The sequence below is a fragment of the Streptomyces sp. NBC_00683 genome (assembly GCF_036226745.1).
Classification (GTDB): Bacteria; Actinomycetota; Actinomycetes; order Streptomycetales; family Streptomycetaceae; genus Streptomyces.
In genome coordinates, this window is record NZ_CP109013.1 from 3,833,186 (window position 1) to 3,850,346 (window position 17,161).

General features: G+C 71.2%; 14 protein-coding genes. 7 read left to right on the top strand and 7 right to left on the bottom strand.

Features of this window, described 5'->3' with window-relative positions:
- Positions 1-74: 74 nt before the first annotated feature.
- The 3 genes from thpR to OG257_RS17050 all read right to left on the bottom strand — a co-directional run bounded on the left by thpR (position 75) and on the right by OG257_RS17050 (position 2,613).
- Complete coding sequence (gene thpR, locus OG257_RS17040; protein WP_329208565.1) at positions 75-647, bottom strand: RNA 2',3'-cyclic phosphodiesterase; 573 nt, start codon at positions 645-647, stop codon at positions 75-77.
- Between the two features lie 97 nt (positions 648-744).
- On the bottom strand, positions 745-2,079 hold the full coding sequence (locus OG257_RS17045; protein ID WP_329208566.1) for an MFS transporter: 1,335 nt from the start codon (positions 2,077-2,079) through the stop codon (positions 745-747).
- Between the two features lie 93 nt (positions 2,080-2,172).
- Positions 2,173-2,613 carry a MarR family winged helix-turn-helix transcriptional regulator gene (locus OG257_RS17050; RefSeq protein WP_329208567.1) on the bottom strand — a complete coding sequence of 147 codons (441 nt, stop codon included), beginning with the start codon at positions 2,611-2,613 and terminating at the stop codon, positions 2,173-2,175.
- A 134-nt stretch (positions 2,614-2,747) separates the two neighbouring features.
- Here OG257_RS17050 and OG257_RS17055 point away from each other — a divergent pair, with 134 nt between their 5' ends.
- Complete coding sequence (locus OG257_RS17055) at positions 2,748-2,963, top strand: hypothetical protein (protein ID WP_329208568.1); 216 nt, start codon at positions 2,748-2,750, stop codon at positions 2,961-2,963.
- A gap of 40 nt (positions 2,964-3,003) precedes the next feature.
- On the opposite strand, the gene OG257_RS17060 is transcribed toward OG257_RS17055, so the two are convergent.
- Positions 3,004-4,461: an NCS2 family permease gene (locus OG257_RS17060; RefSeq protein WP_329208569.1), complete on the bottom strand. Its 1,458-nt coding sequence runs from the start codon at positions 4,459-4,461 to the stop codon at positions 3,004-3,006.
- Between the two features lie 227 nt (positions 4,462-4,688).
- Between OG257_RS17060 and OG257_RS17065 the strand changes: the two genes are divergently transcribed.
- Positions 4,689-4,985, top strand: a complete 297-nt coding sequence (locus OG257_RS17065) for a DUF2530 domain-containing protein (RefSeq protein ID WP_329208570.1) — start codon at positions 4,689-4,691, stop codon at positions 4,983-4,985.
- Positions 4,986-5,100: 115 nt separating this feature from the next.
- The gene (locus tag OG257_RS17070; protein ID WP_329208571.1) at positions 5,101-7,503 is read left to right on the top strand and encodes an HAD-IC family P-type ATPase; all 2,403 of its coding nucleotides are present in this window, start codon (positions 5,101-5,103) and stop codon (positions 7,501-7,503) included.
- Between the two features lie 24 nt (positions 7,504-7,527).
- On the opposite strand, the gene OG257_RS17075 is transcribed toward OG257_RS17070, so the two are convergent.
- From OG257_RS17075 to OG257_RS17085, 3 genes are all read right to left on the bottom strand, one after another.
- A complete protein-coding gene (locus OG257_RS17075; protein ID WP_329208572.1) occupies positions 7,528-8,379 on the bottom strand; it encodes a DUF5707 domain-containing protein in 852 nt (283 codons plus the stop codon).
- Between the two features lie 149 nt (positions 8,380-8,528).
- Entirely contained in the window at positions 8,529-11,717 is a 3,189-nt protein-coding gene (locus OG257_RS17080) for a sacsin N-terminal ATP-binding-like domain-containing protein (RefSeq protein ID WP_329215141.1), read from the bottom strand.
- A gap of 478 nt (positions 11,718-12,195) precedes the next feature.
- On the bottom strand, positions 12,196-13,131 hold the full coding sequence (locus OG257_RS17085; RefSeq protein ID WP_329208573.1) for a DUF3027 domain-containing protein: 936 nt from the start codon (positions 13,129-13,131) through the stop codon (positions 12,196-12,198).
- Between the two features lie 448 nt (positions 13,132-13,579).
- On the opposite strand from OG257_RS17085, the gene OG257_RS17090 reads away from it, so the two are divergent.
- Genes OG257_RS17090 through OG257_RS17105 form a run of 4 tightly spaced genes read left to right on the top strand, consistent with a single transcriptional unit; the run spans position 13,580 to position 17,134 of the window.
- Complete coding sequence (locus tag OG257_RS17090; RefSeq protein WP_329208574.1) at positions 13,580-15,004, top strand: MFS transporter; 1,425 nt, start codon at positions 13,580-13,582, stop codon at positions 15,002-15,004.
- A gap of 27 nt (positions 15,005-15,031) precedes the next feature.
- On the top strand, positions 15,032-15,514 hold the full coding sequence (locus OG257_RS17095) for a DUF2771 domain-containing protein (RefSeq protein ID WP_329208575.1): 483 nt from the start codon (positions 15,032-15,034) through the stop codon (positions 15,512-15,514).
- 38 nt (positions 15,515-15,552) lie between these two features.
- A complete protein-coding gene (locus OG257_RS17100; protein ID WP_329208576.1) occupies positions 15,553-16,266 on the top strand; it encodes a futalosine hydrolase in 714 nt (237 codons plus the stop codon).
- A complete protein-coding gene (locus OG257_RS17105) occupies positions 16,238-17,134 on the top strand; it encodes a 1,4-dihydroxy-6-naphthoate synthase (RefSeq protein ID WP_329208577.1) in 897 nt (298 codons plus the stop codon). Before OG257_RS17100 ends, OG257_RS17105 begins: the two co-directional genes overlap by 29 nt.
- Positions 17,135-17,161: the final 27 nt, after the last annotated feature.

Sequence of the window (17,161 nt, forward strand, 5' to 3'; positions counted from 1 at the left end):
ACATCAGTACGAGCACGGCTGCCATGATGCGGTTTCTGGTCTTCGGGTCCACCCGAAGAGCGTAACCGGCCCGCTCACCTCCCCAGCGGCCAGGCCTGCACCACCTCGTACCTGGGCTGCTCCCCCACCACCCCGTCCACAGGCAGATTGCTGCGTACGAGGCTGAGCTCACCGGCCTCCCAGTGGACGCCCTCGAAGCCGTCGAGCGCCGCGGTGAACGGGGTCAGATCGGTCTGGACGCGGCTGCGGGCGAGGGTGAGGTGCGGCGTGTAGCGGCGGTGCTCCTCCATCGGCACCCCGGCCCGGCGGGCGGCGGCGTCGGCCCGCTCGGCCAGCAGCCGCAGCGTGTCGAGCCCGCCCGCGGCCCCGGCCCACAGGGCCCGCCCGTCGAACCTGCCGCCGCCGTGGATCCGCAGTGGGAAGGGCTCGGTCCGGTGCGCGGCACGCTCCAGCCGGGTGTACAGCTCCGGCAGCAGCTCCTCGTCCACGTTGCCGAGGAAGGCCAGGGTGTAGTGCCAGCCCTCCACAGCCGTCCAGCGCAGATTCACGGCGCCGGGCAGGGCGTGCAGCGAGGCGACCGCGGTGGCCAGTTCCCGCACGGCGGGGGCGGGCGGCAGGACGGCGGCGAAGAGTCTCTGGCTGCTCATGCGGTGAGTGTCCCAGCGTCCCGGCGTGTCCCGGGACCGGGCCCGACGGAAAACGCCGCCCTCCCCGGTGGGGGGAGGGCGGCGTTTTCGGGGCGGATCAGGCCGCCGTGGCCAACTGCTCGCGGGGGACGAACCGCACATGCGGGTGTCCCGGTCGCAGGTCGACCTTCAGGCGCAGGCCGCCGACGCGGGCCAGCATGATGCCGACGCCGATCGCGGCCGTCATCGAGAGTGCCCCGCCGACCGCCATACCGGTCCTGACGCCGTGGACGTCGCTGATCCAGCCGACGATCGGGGCGCCCACCGGCGTACCACCGGCGAAGACCATCATGTAGAGGCTCATCACCCGGCCCCGCATCTCCGGGTCGGCAGCCATCTGGACGCTGGTGTTGGCGATGATGTTGGTCGTCAGACCGATCATGCCGATCGGGACCAGCAGCAGGGCGAACAGCCAGACGGACGGCGAGAGCGCCGCAGCGATCTCCAGAAGGCCGAACGCGGTGCCCGCGGCGACCAGCATCCGCAGCCGCGAGGAGCGGCGGCGGGCGGCGAGCAGCGCCCCGGCCAGGGAGCCGGCCGCCATCAGGATGTTGAAGAACGAGTACATCCCGGCACCGCCGTGGAAGATCTCGTCCGCGAAGGCGGTCAGGAAGATCGGGAAGTTGAAACCGAACGTGCCGACGAAGCCGACCAGGACGATGGGCCAGATCAGGTCGGGGCGGCCCGAGACATAGCGCAGGCCTTCGCGCAGCTGGCCCTTGGCACGCTTCACGGTCACCGACGCGTGCATCTCGCTCGTCCGCATCATCAGCAGGCCGATGAGCGGGGCGAGGAACGACAGCCCGTTGAACATGAAGGCCCAACCGCTGCCGACCGTGGTGATCAGGACACCGGCGACTGCGGGGCCGATCAGCCGGGCGGACTGGAAGTTCGCCGAGTTCAGGCTGACCGCGTTGCGCAGCTGCGCGGGGCCGACCATCTCGGAGACGAACGACTGGCGCGCCGGGTTGTCGACGACGGTCACCATGCCGAGCAGGAACGCGATCAGGTAGACGTGCCAGACCTGGACGACGCCGGAGAGGGTCAGCACGGCGAGTGCGATACCGCACAGCCCGAGCGCGGCCTGGCTGATGAGCAGCAGACGCCGCTTCGGGAGCCGGTCGGCGATGACGCCGCCGTACAGGCCGAAGAGCAGCATCGGGAGGAACTGGAGGGCCGTGGTGATACCGACGGCGGCGGCGGACCCGGTGAGGCTCAGGACGAGCCAGTCCTGCGTGATGCGGGACATCCAGGTACCGGTGTTGGAGATCACGGCGCCCGTGGCGAACAGGCGGTAGTTACGGATCTTCAGCGACGAGAAGGTCCCGCCGGTCTTGCTCTCGTGGGTGGAAGTCGGTGCGGGGGCGGAGTCTGCTCCGGATCCCGTACTCAAAAGGGTTCGCCTCCTCGGGCATATACGACGTACGGACTGACGGGGACGTGACAGCGGGCACGCGGGACTGCCGGCCTGCGCGCCCGATCGGGGTCAGAGGTGGGCGAGCTTCTCCAGCACGGGCGCGGCGGCCCGCAGCTTCTCCCACTCGTCCTCGTCCAGGCCCTCGGCGAGGTCGGCCAGCCAGGCGTTCCGCTTGGAGCGGCTCTCCGCGAGCATGGCTTCCGCCTGCTCGGTCCGGCTGACCATCTTCTGCCGACGGTCATCGGGGTGCGGTTCCAGTCTGACCAGTCCCTTCGCTTCCAGCAGGGCGACGATGCGGGTCATCGACGGCGGCTGCACGTGCTCCTTGCGGGCCAGCTCACCGGGGGTGGCCGAACCGCAACGGGCAAGAGTGCCGAGCACCGACATCTCGGTGGGGCTCAGCGACTCGTCGACACGCTGGTGCTTGAGGCGCCGGCCCAGCAGCATCACGGCGGAGCGAATGGAGCTCACGGCGGCGGCACTGTCGCCGTCGTGGATCAGGTCAGGCATGTTTATTAGCCTAACTCATTAGCTACACTAAAGACCACTCGGTGGTACGCGCGCGAGGAATTGATCACCCAAACGAGTGAGTATGGGGCGGAAAGCACCTCGAAAAGGCCACACGTGCCGCGACCCTGCTTGGCATGGGATCGACAGTGCTCAGCCTGCGCATAGACGGTGAGCTGCTCGACCGGCTCCGCCAGCACGCCGCCAGACGCGGAATGAGCGTCCAGGACTACGTGGTCCAGACGCTCATCCGCAACGATTTCGACGAGCGCTTCAACGCGGCCGTCGACGAGACGCAAAAGTTCTACGGGGCGGACCCCCGTCACGCGGACCCGGCCGACCGGGTCACATGACGGAGATCCGCCCCGTAGGGGTGGTCGCTCCCGCCGGGGGCTACGTGAGGCCGAGGGCCGGCATCGCGTAGTAGAAGACGAAGACCGCCGACACCACGTACATGGCCACCGGGACCTCACGGCCGCGGCCGGCCACCAGGCGCAGCACGCAGAACGTGATGAAGCCGATGCCGATGCCGTTGGTGATCGAGTAGGTGAGCGGCATCATCAGCATCGCGAGGAAGGCCGGGATCGCGAGCGTGTAGTCGTTCCAGTCGATGTCCCGGACCGAGCCCGCGAGGATCAGGAACCCGACCGCGACCAGTGCCGGGGTGGCGGCCTGCGAGGGAACCATCGTCGCCAGGGGTGTGAGGAACAGCGCCACCGTGAAGAGCAGCCCGCTCACCACGCTCGCGAGTCCGGTGCGGGCTCCTTCACCGACGCCCGCCGTGGACTCCACGAAGCAGGTCGATGCGGAGGAGGAGCTCACGCCGCCCGCGGCGACGGCGACGCCGTCGATGAACAGCACCTTGTTGATGCCCGGGAAGTGGCCGTCCTTGTCCATCAGCTTCGCCTCGTCGCCGACGCCGAGGATGGTGCCCATCGCGTCGAAGAAGCAGGAGAGCAGCACGGTGAAGACGAAGAGGATGCCGGTCAGGTAGCCGACCTTCTCGAAGCCGCCGAACAGGCTGACCTGGCCGATCAGCCCGAAGTCCGGGGAGGCCACGGGATTGCCCGGCCACTCCGGGACGGTCAGCCCCCAGGCGCCGGCCGGCAGACCGGCCACGGCGTCGATGAACAGCGCGACGAGGGTCATGGCGACGATGGAGATCAGGATCGCGCCCGGCACCTTGCGGACGATCAGCGCGAGGGTCAGCAGCGTGCCGAGGATGAAGACCAGGACCGGCCAGCCGTTGAGGTGGCCGTCGTTGCCGAGCTGGAGCGGCACGGTGGTGTGCGCGGCGTCCGGGATGCGGGAGACGAAGCCCGAGTCGACCAGGCCGATCAGCAGGATGAACAGGCCGATGCCGATCGCGATGCCCTTGCGGAGCGACTTCGGCACGGCGTTCATCACGCGTTCGCGCAGACCGGTCGCGACGAGCAGCATCACGACGATGCCCGCGAGGACGACCATGCCCATCGCGTCGGCCCAGCTCATCCGGGGGGCGAGCTGGAGGGCGACGACGGTGTTGACACCGAGGCCGGCCGCGAGCGCGATCGGCACATTGCCGATGACGCCCATCAGGAGCGTGGAGAACGCGGCGGTGAGCACGGTGGCGGTGACGAGCTGGCCACCGTCGAGCTGGTGCCCGTACATGTCCTTCGCGCTGCCGAGGATGATCGGGTTGAGCACGATGATGTACGCCATCGCGAAGAACGTGGCGAATCCGCCACGGATCTCGCGCGCGACCGACGACCCCCGCTCGGAGATCTTGAAATAGCGGTCCAGGCCGCCGTGCGGCTGCTGCGGAGCCGGAGGCTGCTCGGGGTCGACCTGAGCGGTGGCCGAGGGGGACATGTATGACCTTCAGTCGTGCATCGGGGGATGAGAACCAGGGGGTGGAACCAGGGGGTGGTGAAACCAGTCAGTCTTGGATGTTCACACGAATAATTCGAGACACCCGTAAGCAGATTCAGTATGAATACATAAACGGAATATCGCTATCTCCGCGCGTAGACCCTTGGGCCGACTGCACGACCGACCGCTCCGACCGGGTGCGAACGGAAGGGCCCTAGACTGTGGCCATGGCGAAGTGGACACCGAAGCACGAGGCACCCGAACCCCTTGAGGGGCCCGTCGTCGCCACCGTCACCGGGGGCACGATCCTCTGGTTCGTCCTCTTCCTCGTGCAGCTCCCCTTCTACGGGTGGTTCGACGACCACGGCAGCACCTGGTGGGTGTGGACCTGCCTCGCCGGGGCCGGTCTCGGACTCATCGGCATCTGGTACGTACGGGGACGGGACGCCGCGATCAAGCGGGCCGCGGCTGAGGCGTCCTCGTCGGCCGACCGGGACACCCCGGACAGCGGCGTTCAGCGCTGACGCACTCCGGCGCTCCGCGCCGACGTACGACCACGGGACCATGCGTCTCGTACCCCGGTCGGATCTTCGCGCCTCCGGCGGGTGAATCACTCCTTCCGCCCGTACGGTCGGAACCATGACTCAGCGGGCACTCGAACCCTCAGGGGAGCAGCCGGAACCCGGCCTCGTACAGCCTCTGCGCCCCGGCGGCCTGAGCACCGCCGAGGTCGCCGAACGCGTCGCGCGCGGCGAGGTCAACGACGTGCCGGTGCGCTCGTCCCGCTCCGTCACCGAGATCGTCCGGGCCAACGTCCTCACCCGGTTCAACCTGATCATCGGCGTCCTCTGGGTGATCATGCTGCTGGTCGCCCCGATCCAGGACAGCCTCTTCGGCTTCGTGATCATCGCCAACACCGGTATCGGCATCGTCCAGGAATGGCGCGCCAAGAAGACCCTGGACAGCCTCGCCGTCATCGGCGAGGCGAAACCCACGGTGCGGCGGGACGGGGTCGCCGCCGAGGTCTCCGTGTCCGAGATCGTCCTCGGCGACCTGGTCGAGCTGGGGCCCGGGGACAAGGCCGTCGTGGACGGCGTGGTCGCCGAGGCCGACAGCCTGGAGATCGACGAGTCGCTCCTGACCGGCGAGGCCGACCCCGTCGTCAAGCGCCCCGGCGACCCCGTGATGTCCGGCAGCTTCGTCGTCGCGGGCGGTGGGGCCTTCACCGCCACCAAGGTCGGCCGCGAGGCGTACGCCGCGCAGCTCGCCGAGGAGGCGTCCCGCTTCACCCTCGTCCAGTCCGAGCTCCGCAGCGGCATCAGCACCATCCTCAAGTACGTGACCTGGATGATGGTCCCGACCGCGATCGGGCTGATCATCAGCCAGCTCGTCGTCAAGGACAACAACTTCAAGGACTCCGTCGCCCGGACCGTCGGCGGCATCGTCCCGATGATCCCCGAAGGCCTCGTCCTGCTCACGTCGGTGGCCTTCGCCATCGGCGTCATCCGGCTCGGCCGCAAGCAGTGCCTCGTGCAGGAACTCCCCGCCATCGAGGGGCTGGCCCGCGTGGACATCGTCTGCCTCGACAAGACCGGCACCCTCACCGAGGGCGGCATGGACGTCACCGGGGTACGGCCGCTGAACGGCTCCGACGAGGGGTACGTCCACCGCGTCCTCGGCGCCCTCGGCGCCTCCGATCCGCGGCCCAACGCCAGCCTCCAGGCGATCATCGACGCGTACCCGGACGGCGAGGGCTGGAAGGTCACCCAGGCGATGCCGTTCTCCTCGGCGCGCAAGTACAGCGGCGCCTCGTTCGCCGAAGGCAACGGGGACGCCTCCGCCTGGCTCCTCGGAGCCCCCGACGTGCTGCTCCCCGCCGACGACCCCGCGCTCACCGAGACGGGGCACCTCAACGAACAGGGCCTGCGCGTCCTGCTCCTGGCCCGGGTGCCCGGGGAGCTCGACGCGCCGGACGCCGCCACCGGCGCCGTACCCACCGCGCTGGTCGTCCTGGAACAGCGGCTGCGGCCCGACGCCGGGGAGACCCTCGCCTACTTCGCCGACCAGAACGTCGCGGCGAAGGTCATCTCCGGGGACAACGCCGTGTCCGTCGGCGCGGTCGCGAAGAAGCTGGGCCTCCCGGGCGCCGAGCACACCCTGGACGCCCGCCGGCTGCCCGCCGACCGGGACGAGATGGCCACCGCCATCGAGCAGAACGCGGTCTTCGGCCGGGTCACCCCGCAGCAGAAGCGGGACATGGTCGCGGCCCTCCAGTCGCGCGGCCACACGGTCGCGATGACGGGCGACGGCGTCAACGACGTCCTCGCGCTGAAGGACGCAGACATCGGGGTCGCCATGGGCTCGGGCTCCGAGGCGACCCGCGCCGTGGCCCAGATCGTGCTGCTCAACAACAGCTTCGCGACCCTGCCGTCCGTGGTGGCCGAGGGCCGCCGGGTCATCGGCAACATCACCCGGGTCGCCACCCTGTTCCTGACGAAGACCGTCTACTCGGTGCTGCTGGCGATCCTGGTGGTCTGCTTCCAGGTGGAGTACCCGTTCCTGCCGCGCCACCTCACGCTGCTCTCCACGCTGACGATCGGCGTCCCCGCGTTCTTCCTGGCGCTCGCGCCCAACAAGGAGCGGGCCCGGCCCAACTTCGTACGCCGCGTCATGCGGTACGCGATCCCGTCCGGGACCATCGCCGCGGCGGCCACGTTCACCACGTACCTGGTGGCCCGGCACGCGTACTCCGGGCAGGACGCGCTGGACGCCGAGACGAGCGCGGCGACGCTCACCCTGTTCCTGGTCTCGATGTGGGTCCTGGTGATCATCGCCCGCCCCTACACCTGGTGGCGGGTCGCCCTGGTCGCGACGATGGGGTTCTGCTTCCTCATCGTGCTGGTGGTGCCGTGGCTCCAGGACTTCTTCGCGCTGAAGCTGGTGGGGGCGTCCATGCCGTGGACGGCCGTCGCGATCGCGGCGGTCGCGGCGGCCGCCCTGGAACTGGCCTGGAGGCTGGTCGGCCGCCGCTTCCCCGCGTAGATCCGCGAGGGTGTCGCCCCTCGGCTACTTCACGTCGACGAAGTCACCCGCGGCCGTGACGGTCGGGGTGGTGGACGTACCGGCGAAGCTGTAGCGCCAGTAGCCGTCCACGGACGCCTTGACGGTGGTCTTCAGCTCTCCGGTGCTGCTCGACTTGATGGTCTTGACGGTCGTGTAGGTGCTGCTGGTCTTCTTGCGGAACTGCAGCTTGACGGCCTGGCCGGCGTAGCCCTTGTACGTACCGGTCTCCCAGTTGGCACGCGACAGCTTGCCGGTGACCGTGATGGTCCCGCCCTTCTTGACGGGCTCCGGGGCGGCGTTGACCGTCACCTTGGAGAGACGCTGGAGATTCGTCCTGGCGAAGGCGTCGTTCTGGACGACCTGGCCGTCCTTGCTGAGCACCGCGGCGCCGACCTTCCAGCTGGTCGCGTCGGAGTTGATCAGCCAGCCCGGGTCGACCGTGACCGTGAGCGTGCAGGTGGACGTCGTGGCGTTGGCCGCCTTGCACGTGGCGGCCTCCTCGTTCTGCGAGAAGCCGAAGCTGTCCTCGGACTCCACGTCGGTGCCGATCCACAGGATCGTGCCGGCGTCGGCGATGCCCGAGTCGTCCGTGGCCGTGATGGCGACGGTGACCTTCTTCGGTGCGGTGGTGCCCACGACGATGGGCTTGCCACCGTTCACGACCGCCTTGGTGATCTTGAGGTCGTCGTCGGCGGTGACCGAACGGGCGGCCACGGAATCGGAGAACCGCTCCGGGGCGGAGAGCCCGAAGTCAGGCGCCCAGGTGCGGCCGTCGTCGGCCGTCGCGGCCGGGACGCCGAGAGCGGACAGAGCCAGGGCGCCGGAGGCAACGGCAACAGTGGCACGAATACGCATGTGTTCCCCAGTGGAGAAGGGGGCCCGTGGCAAGTCGTGAGGCCGACGGTCCCCATATGGTCTGCGAGTCTGGTGACTCAGCAGACCAGACGGGTTCCACATGTGAATGGTTGTGCGACAAAATGACTTTCCCGTGAAGATCACACGGTTCAGTCGAACCAGCGGTCCCGGGCCAGCTCCTCCGTGCGGGACGGGTCCTCCAGCAGTGCGGCCACCTCGAAGCGGCGCGGCCACTGTCCGGCCGCCCAGGCCAGACCTGCCGCCACGCCCTCCAGTGTCGAGGCGTGGACCACCCCGTCCGGGGTGCGGCGCCAGTCCAGCTCGACGCCGCCCGCGCGCAGTTCACCGTGCTCGATGTACGTGTCAGGGGTCCCCGCACCGAGCAGGATCCGCACCGACTCGGGCACCTGGTGCTCCTCGCCCTCCGTCGTCACCTCCGCCTCGATGCTCTCGCCGAGCCGCCGCACCTGCAGCAGCTCCGCCAGCTCGGCCGCACGGGCCGGAGCAACCGGCAGCAGCGGGAGCCCCGCGGTCAGCGGCAGCACATCGGGCGCGTCGGCGATCACGGCGTCCGCCGCGTCGACCACCCGTACCTCGTCGTCGACGACGGCCCTCAACTCGTCGGGCAGTGTGACCTGTTCGGGGTCCAGCTCGGCAAGTGCCGTGTAGAGGGAGTGCAGCTGCACGGGGCCGACGGGACGCTCCTCGTCCGCGAGCCGGCCCAGCAGCTCGGCCGCACCGCCCGGCTCGTCCAGGAGCGCGGCCACCGAGGTCCGTACGCCCAGTGCACGCAGCACCTGCGCGTCGTCGAAGCCCGTCGCGTCGACGGAGTCGTACAGGCCCGCGAGGCGCGGGTCGCCGCCCGCCGCGCGCATACCCGCCGGACGGCGGCCGTCGAGCACGGGGTGGTCGCGCAGCCACCAGGCGGTGTAGGGGCGCACGGACTGCGTCGTACCGTCCGGGAGCAGGACGCGCACCGGCTGGGTCAGCGCGTCGCGCAGCGGCGGCCGGGCGAGCATCGCCAGCGCCTGCGGCCAGGCGTCGTCGTCCACGAGGTCCAGGTCGCGTACGGCGACGAGTTCGGTGGCGACGGGCGGCACCGGGGTGTCGGGCAGCTGGTCCAGGACGTCCTCGCACCACACGTCGACGGCGTCGAGGAGCCCGGGGTCGTCCGGCTCCGCGAAGTCGCCGTCGCGGGGCTCGAGTTCGTCGGGGTCCAGGACGACATCGGCGGCCCGTACGAGGGCGAAGGTGGCCAGCACCCCGCAGGCCGTGAGGGGCTGTTCGCCCCAGCGTTCGGCCAGCTCCCCGTCGCACAGGGCCAGTTCGCCCTCGCGCATGACCTGGGCGAACGGGCTGCCGGGCAGCACGAGCTCACCGGCGGGTGCGGTCTCGCCGTCCTCGTCGGGCAGGGCGAGAGCCCCCAGCCACGGCTCGTCGCCGGGTTCGAGGTCCGCGTCGCGCACGAGCGTGAGGACGGTCTCGGCGAGCTCGTCGCCGTCCAGGGCGTCCTCGTCCCAGATCTCGCCCGCGTCCAGCGAGCCGGCCACGGCGGCCCGCACCTGCGGGGTCGTCAGGACGGCCCGGGGGGTGGCGGGCAGGGCGCCCAGTTTCTCCAGCAGCGGATGGGCGGCGTCCGGGTGGGCGACCTTCAGCCCGAGCCTGGCCAGCCGGGCGAGGACGGGGGCGGTCAGCGCGTCGGGGAGCGGGAGGAGGACCTGGCGGGGGCCGATGGTCGTGCGGGGCGCGTCCTCGGTCGAACCCTCCCCGGCGAGCGGTACCGGAAGGCCGGTCAGCCGGTCGGGGTCGACCCCGGCCAGGCTGTCGTACAGCCGCCGCCACCAGTCCGGGGCGCGCTCCAGACCGGCCAGGCGGTCGATGGCCTCGGTCAGCGGGACGCGGGCGACGCCGAGCGTACGGAGCTCGACGCGACGTTCGAGCCCGGCGGGCAGCAGACAGGGCAGGACCTCGGCGAGGACCTTCACGGTCTCGGCACCCACCCCTTCGACCACCTCGGCCTCGATGGGCCGCAGCGCGGTCGTCGCGCTGCCGGGAGCATCCGTACCGGCGGCCTCCCAGTCCGCCCACCGGTCGGGCTCGGCGGCCGGGTCCCGGGGCGCGGCGGGCTCCAGGAACGCGATCCGGGGCAGGCGCTCCAGAACCGCGGCCCGCAGCGCACCGTCCAGCCGGCCCTTGCCGAGCGGGCCGGGCACGAGCGCGATCGTGGTGATCGACACGGGCTCCCACGCGGCGAGCAGTTCCGCGTACGCGTCGGCAGCGCGCTGCACCAGGAAGTCGGTCAGCGGACCCGGCGCGGGGTGCCTGCGGGTGGTGTCGAGCGGCAACGAGGCGATGAGCAGCGCGGGCACGCCGAGGGGCTCGTCGGTGGGCGTCGGCGCGTGCACGACGGGGGCGGTACGGGGGTTCTCGGGCGCCCCGTCCTCACCGACCGGCACCGCCCAGGTGACCGACCAGTGCGGGCGCAGCCGCTCCTCGACGGGGCGGTCGGCGAGCAGGGCGGGCTCGACCGGGCCGTGGTGGGCGACGGTGCGCCAGCGGTGGGTACCGTGCGTGGAGTCGTCGATGTGGGTGTACGGGCCGTGCTGCGAGCGACGCAACGTCCGTACGCCGTCCGGGACTTCGATGACGATCTCGTCGAGTCCGAAGAGTGTGAGCAGGAGCGCGTCGTCGACGCCGGTGAGCAGCCGTGCGACGAGGTCCTCGGCGACGCCGTCGCGCAGCGGCAGGACGACGACGGTGTCGTACCCGTCGGGTGCGGCACCCTCGGCGGGCAGCGGCAGCCGGAGCAGCGGTACGTGGCCGTCGCGGCGGCGCAGCTCGTCCCCGAGTCCGGGGCTGCCCACGGCGGCCTGCCGGGCGAGGTCGCGGGCCTCGGCGAGGGACCAGCGGACGCCGCCGTGCCGGCCGATGACCGCGGGCTCGTCACTGACGGCGAGCACGGCCGCGAACCCCACACCGAACCGCCCGACGGACGACTCGTGGCCCTCGCGCTTGGCGGAGGCCCGCAGCGTGCTCAGGGACTCGACGCCGGTCGCGTCCAGCGGGGCGCCCGTGTTGGCGGCGGCCAGGACGGCCGGGGTGTCACCGGCCTCGTGCAGGGTGAGACGGAGCCGGCCGGGCACGCCCGCGCGGGCGGCGGCGTCGGCGGCGTTCTGGGCCAGCTCGATGACGAGGCGGTCGCGGTAGCCGCCGAGGACGAGGTCCTCCTCGGCGTTGGCGTCCTCCCGGAAACGGGCGGGGCCCGCCCCCCAGGCGTCGAGCACGCCGCGCCGCAGCCGTGCCGTCCCGAACGGATCGGCCCCCTCGGTCGCATTCATGCTCACGCTCGTAACTCCGCTCTTCCGGTGACCCGTGACGCCCAGTGTGCGCCCGAAGGTACCGCGAGCGGAGCCGCCTCCACGGGCAAGGGTTCCGTCCCCGAGCACGGGACCGGCCGCGTTTGCCCACCTGAGCGCACCGGCCGCCCGGCCCCGCCCCGGAGCAGGGGTTCCGTCCTCAAACGCCGGACGGGCTGAAATACACAGCCCGGAACGTCACATTCAAGCCGCAGAACCCGACGCCCACACCAAGCCCGTCCGGCCACACCAAGCCCGTCCGGCCAGATCCATCCGGTCCGGCCACACCAAGCCCGTCCGGCGATTGAGGACAGAACCCAGCAGCCGGAGAGTCCGATGCCCCGGAACCGTCCAGCCACATCAAGCCCGTCCGGCGATTGAGGACAAAGCCGTGACCGACGCACCCCGGACCGCGCGACGCCCGGGCACCGCAAGCCCGGACCCCCAGCGGCCAGGAGCGTCAGGAGTGGCCCAGGTCCTCCGTGGGACCGTCCGCCTGGGCCGGGACCGACCCGCTGTCGTCCGCCGGACGCAACGGGTAGTCGTCCACCTGCAGCGTGTCCAGCGCGTGCGGCGCCGGCTTCGGCGGCTTCGGCATCACCGCGGCCTCGGAGTGTCCTCCGCAGCCGTACGACAGCGAGACCACCCGGCCGTCAGCCGGGGCGAACTCGTTGGCGCACACCCCGAAGGCCTGCCGCAGCGAGCCAGTCATCGGAACGAGGAACGCACACGTGACACAGGACGCCGGCGCGGCCTGCGCCATCGGTGTCTTCGCGCCGAACTCCTCGTCCCACCGGTCGGCCGCCATCCGCAGCCCGTACCGGGACAGCACTCGTGCCCGCCGCGTGCCGAGCTCCTCCGCGACCGAGGCGATCGAGCCGCGGCTCGTCCCCCCGGGACGCGTCATCAGCTCCGCGTCCTCCGCGTCGACGAGGGCCGCCAGCTCCTGGGACACGTCGGAGACCGGGGAGTTCGGCAGGGGCTCGTCCTCGCCGGTGTAACCCGGCTCCAGGCGCGGGTCCTCCGCCTCGGTCGGCAGCAGGTCGCCGGGGCCCATGTCGCCGGGCCTCAGCCGCTCGCTCCACGGCACCCACTCGGGGGCGAGGAGCGCGTCGGAGCCCGGCAGCAGCACCGTTTCGTCAAGGGTGACGTTCTTCGCCCGGGAGGCCCTGGCGACCGTCACCGCCCAGCGCCAGCCCCGGTAGCCGGGTTCCTTGCACTCGAAGTAGTGCGTGACGACCCGGTCCCCTTCGGAGACCAGGGCCACGTGTTCACCGACCACTCCGGGCGCGGCGGCCTCCTCGGCCGCGGTGCGGGCGAGGTCTACCGCCTCGGCGCACAGACGGTCAGGGGCGGGGGTACGGGCCGTACGGCTTCGCGTCGTCGCAGCACTCACAGGTCTCGCTTCTCTCCATACGCCGTCTCGAGCGCGCCAGCAGCTCCATCGATGTCCGATTTCGGCCATGACAGTTGTGGGCGGAGCGGACCTGGGGGCCGCGTCGACGTCCACACCCGTTGTGCCTGCCTCGGGCGCGCCTTCTGCCACCCATTCTGCGGGATCGCGGAGAGGCGCGCGGCCAAGAACAACCGCCGGTGGCGCGTTACGCACGCTACCCTCTCCGCCGCCCCGAGCCCACCTGCCCACCCCAAACAGCACCGGATCCACAGCTGAGCAGGGGCGGAGAGGGACAGATCCCGTGCGAATCCGGCACGGATCGACCGCGACTCCCGGCCAGAATTTCTCTCGGGGGCATCCCGTGGACGACTCACCCGACAGGGCGTCCCGCGCCGCGCCCCCGCCCGATCATGGTTCGCAACGCCGGGGGGTGGGGCACTATGGCCAGGTGGCTGCCGCCAGGTCGTCCGACGGGTCCGGTCCGCTCCGCAGGGCGGGCCGGGTGATGGGTCATGCCCTGCACACCCCGTTCACCGGCACCGCCAAGGGAATCCGGAAGGCGACGCACGCCCATGGAGCCGGGGAGTCCGGTCTCGGCAAGCTGATCGAGCTGCACGCGGTCAACGGCGCGGGTGACGTGATGATCACCATCGCGCTCGCCTCCACGGTGTTCTTCTCCGTTCCTACGGACGAGGCGCGCGGCCGGGTCGCCCTCTACCTCGCCGTCACGATGCTTCCGTTCACCTTGCTCGCCCCGGTGATCGGTCCGCTCCTGGACCGGCTGCCGCACGGCCGCCGCGCGGCGATGGCCGGCGCGATGTTCGCCAGGGCGGTGCTCGCGCTGACGATGTCCGGCGCCGTCGCGACGGGCGGCCTGGAGCTCTATCCCGCGGCGCTGGGGGTCCTGGTCTGCTCGAAGGCGTACGGAGTCGTGCGCAGCGCCGTCGTACCCCGGCTGCTGCCACCCCGTTTCTCGCTGGTGAAGGCCAATTCCCGGGTCACCCTCGCCGGTCTGCTGGCCACGGGTGTGGCGGCCCCGATCGGAGCGGGACTCCAGAGCATCGGATCGGCGTGGCCGCTCTACGGCGCCTGCACGATCTTCATCGGCGGGACCGTCCTCGCGTTCACCCTCCCGCACAAGGTCGACTCCGCGAAGGGCGAGCGCAAGGCGCGCCTCGTCGTCCCGCACGGCGAGGAGCCCCCGGCCGACACGCGCCCGGGGGGAAGCACCAGGAAGAACGGCAGCACGAAGGGCGGCGCCAAGAAGGGGAAACCCCCGGGGCTGCGGTCCGTCGGGCCGTCCGTCCTGCACGGCCTCCAGGCGAACGCCTCGCACCGCGCGCTCTCCGGCTTCCTGATCTTCTTCCTGGCGTTCCTGCTGCGCGAGCACCCGCTCGCCGGGCAGAGCGCCGCCGTGTCCCTCGGCATCGTCGGCGTGGCGGCCGGTACCGGCAACGCCTTCGGTACGGCGGTGGGCTCCTGGCTCAAGGCACGCGGACCCGAGGTGATCGTCGCGACCGTGCTGGGGCTGGCCCTCGGAGTCGCCGTGCTCGCCGCGGTGTTCTTCAGCACCCTGATGGTCGCCGCGCTCGGAGCGGTCGCCGGGTTCACCCAGGCGCTGTCGAAGCTGTCGCTGGACGCCATGATCCAGCGTGACGTTCCGGAGGAGGTGCGTACGTCGGCGTTCGCCCGGTCCGAGACCCTGCTCCAGATGGCCTGGGTGGTCGGCGGCGCCATCGGTATCGCACTCCCCCTCAACGGAGTACTCGGCATGTCCGTCGCGGCGGGCATCCTCGCTCTCGGCGCCGGCGCCTCCGTACGGGGTCTCCTGGGTGCCGCGCGGCGCGGCTCGCCGCACCCCCGCGTGGCGTGAGCCGGGGCGACCGATAACCTTCGGCCCATGACCGTTGCGTTCTTCTCAGGTAAGGGCCGTCGAATCGGCGTCGCTCTTGGTGCCGTGTCCGCGGGACTCCTTGTCCTGTCCGCCTGCGACAAGCCGACGCCGCTCGCCACCGTGACGGTCGGCGACAACTCGGTGAGCACCGAGGCGGCCTGCTACAACGACGGCAAGCCGCTCAAGGAGTCCGAGATCCAGGGCTGCCTCAACAAGAAGGCGGAGAAGTCCGTCAAGGTCGCGATGGACGACAAGGTCCGCTTCGGCGTCGACCCCGAGATCGCGGACGTCGGCTGGACCCTGTTCATCAACGGCCAGCAGGCCGAGCAGGAGCCGTACAAGAAGACCTACCGGTCCATCCCCGGCAGCGCGTTCTTCGCCAGCCAGACGGGTGAGACGCCGTCGGACAAGACGCAGATCAGCATCGTGGAGGCGAAGGGTCAGAAGCTCACGGGCGTCTGGCACTTCCAGCTCAAGAAGACTTCCTGACCCCCCTGAATCCCCCTGGATCTCCGAGGACCACCGCTGTGCGGGTGCTTGTCGTGACCGCTGTCCCTGCCGAACGGGACGCGGTCACGCGCGCGTTCGGGGGTCCGGCACAGATACGTGAGGTGCCGGGCGCCGAGGTGCACAGCGCCGGTCCTTTCGACGTCCTGGCGGGCGGTGTCGGTCCGGCCGCCGCGGCAGCCGCCGCGGCCTTCGCCCTGGCCGCCGCGCCCGAGCCGTACGGTCTCGTCGTATCGGCGGGCATCGGCGGCGGCTTCGCTCCCGCCGCCCCGGTCGGCTCCCTCGTCGTGGCGACCGGCATCGTCGCCGCGGATCTGGGCGCCGAGACCCCGGACGGCTTCGTACCCGTCACCGGTCTCGGCTTCGGCAGGGACGTCCTCCTGCCGCCCGACACCCTCGTACGGGAGGTCGCGGCCGCCACCGGCGCCGTTCCGGGCCCCGTGCTCACCGTCTCCACCGTGACCGGCAGCGCGGCCCGTACCGCCGCGCTGCTGGCCGCACATCCCGGAGCCGTCGCCGAGGCCATGGAGGGCTTCGGTGTCGCGGAAGCTGCCGACAGGATCGGCGTTCCCGTGCTCGAACTCCGGGCCGTCTCGAACACCGTGGGACCGCGCGACCGGGACGCCTGGCGCATCGGCGAGGCCCTGGCCGCGCTCACCGGGGCGTTCGGGAAGCTCGCACCCGTAGTGGAAGGTTGGACCCACCATGACCGACGTGACCGAAACCGTGACTGACGCCGCCGGCGGGGGGCAGCCCTCGAAGCTGCGCATCGCCTTCTCGCCGTGCCCGAACGACACCTTCGTCTTCGACGCCTGGGCGCACGGAAGGGTCCCCGGCGCGCCCGCCCTCGATGTCACCTTCGCCGACATCGACCTCACCAACGGCATGGCCGAGCGCGGCGAACTGGATGTCCTGAAGGTCTCGTACGCCGTCCTGCCGTGGGTGCTCGACGAGTACGCGCTGCTGCCGTGCGGCGGTGCGCTGGGGCGCGGCTGCGGGCCGCTGGTCCTCACGAAGGAGCCGGGTACCGACCTGACCGGGAAGACCGTCGCCGTCCCGAGCGAGCGCTCCACCGCGTACCTGCTGTTCAGGCTCTGGGCGGCGGAGGTGGTGCCGGGCGGCGTGGGTGAGATCGTCGTGCTGCCGTTCGACGAGATCATGCCCGCGGTGCGCGACGGCCGTGTGGACGCCGGGCTCGTGATCCACGAGGCCCGTTTCACGTACCGGAACTACGGCCTCCACAGCCTGGCGGACATGGGCGAGCACTGGGAGTCGACCACCGGTCTGCCGATCCCGCTCGGCGCGATCATCGCCAAGCGGTCACTGGGGGAGCGGGCGCTCCAGGAGCTGGCGGACGCGATCCGTACGTCGGTGCGGATGGCCTGGGACGATCCGGAGCGGTCTCGTCCCTACGTCCTGGAGCACGCCCAGGAGATGGACCCGGCCGTGGCGGACCAGCACATCGGGCTCTACGTCAACGAGTTCACCGCGGACCTCGGCGAGAGCGGCTACGCGGCGATCCGCGGGCTGCTGACCCGGGCGGCGGCGGAGGGTCTCGTACCGCCGCTGGCCCCGGACGCACTGGCGTTCGCCGCCCGTTGACGACAACGGGCGGCGCGACTCGTCCGG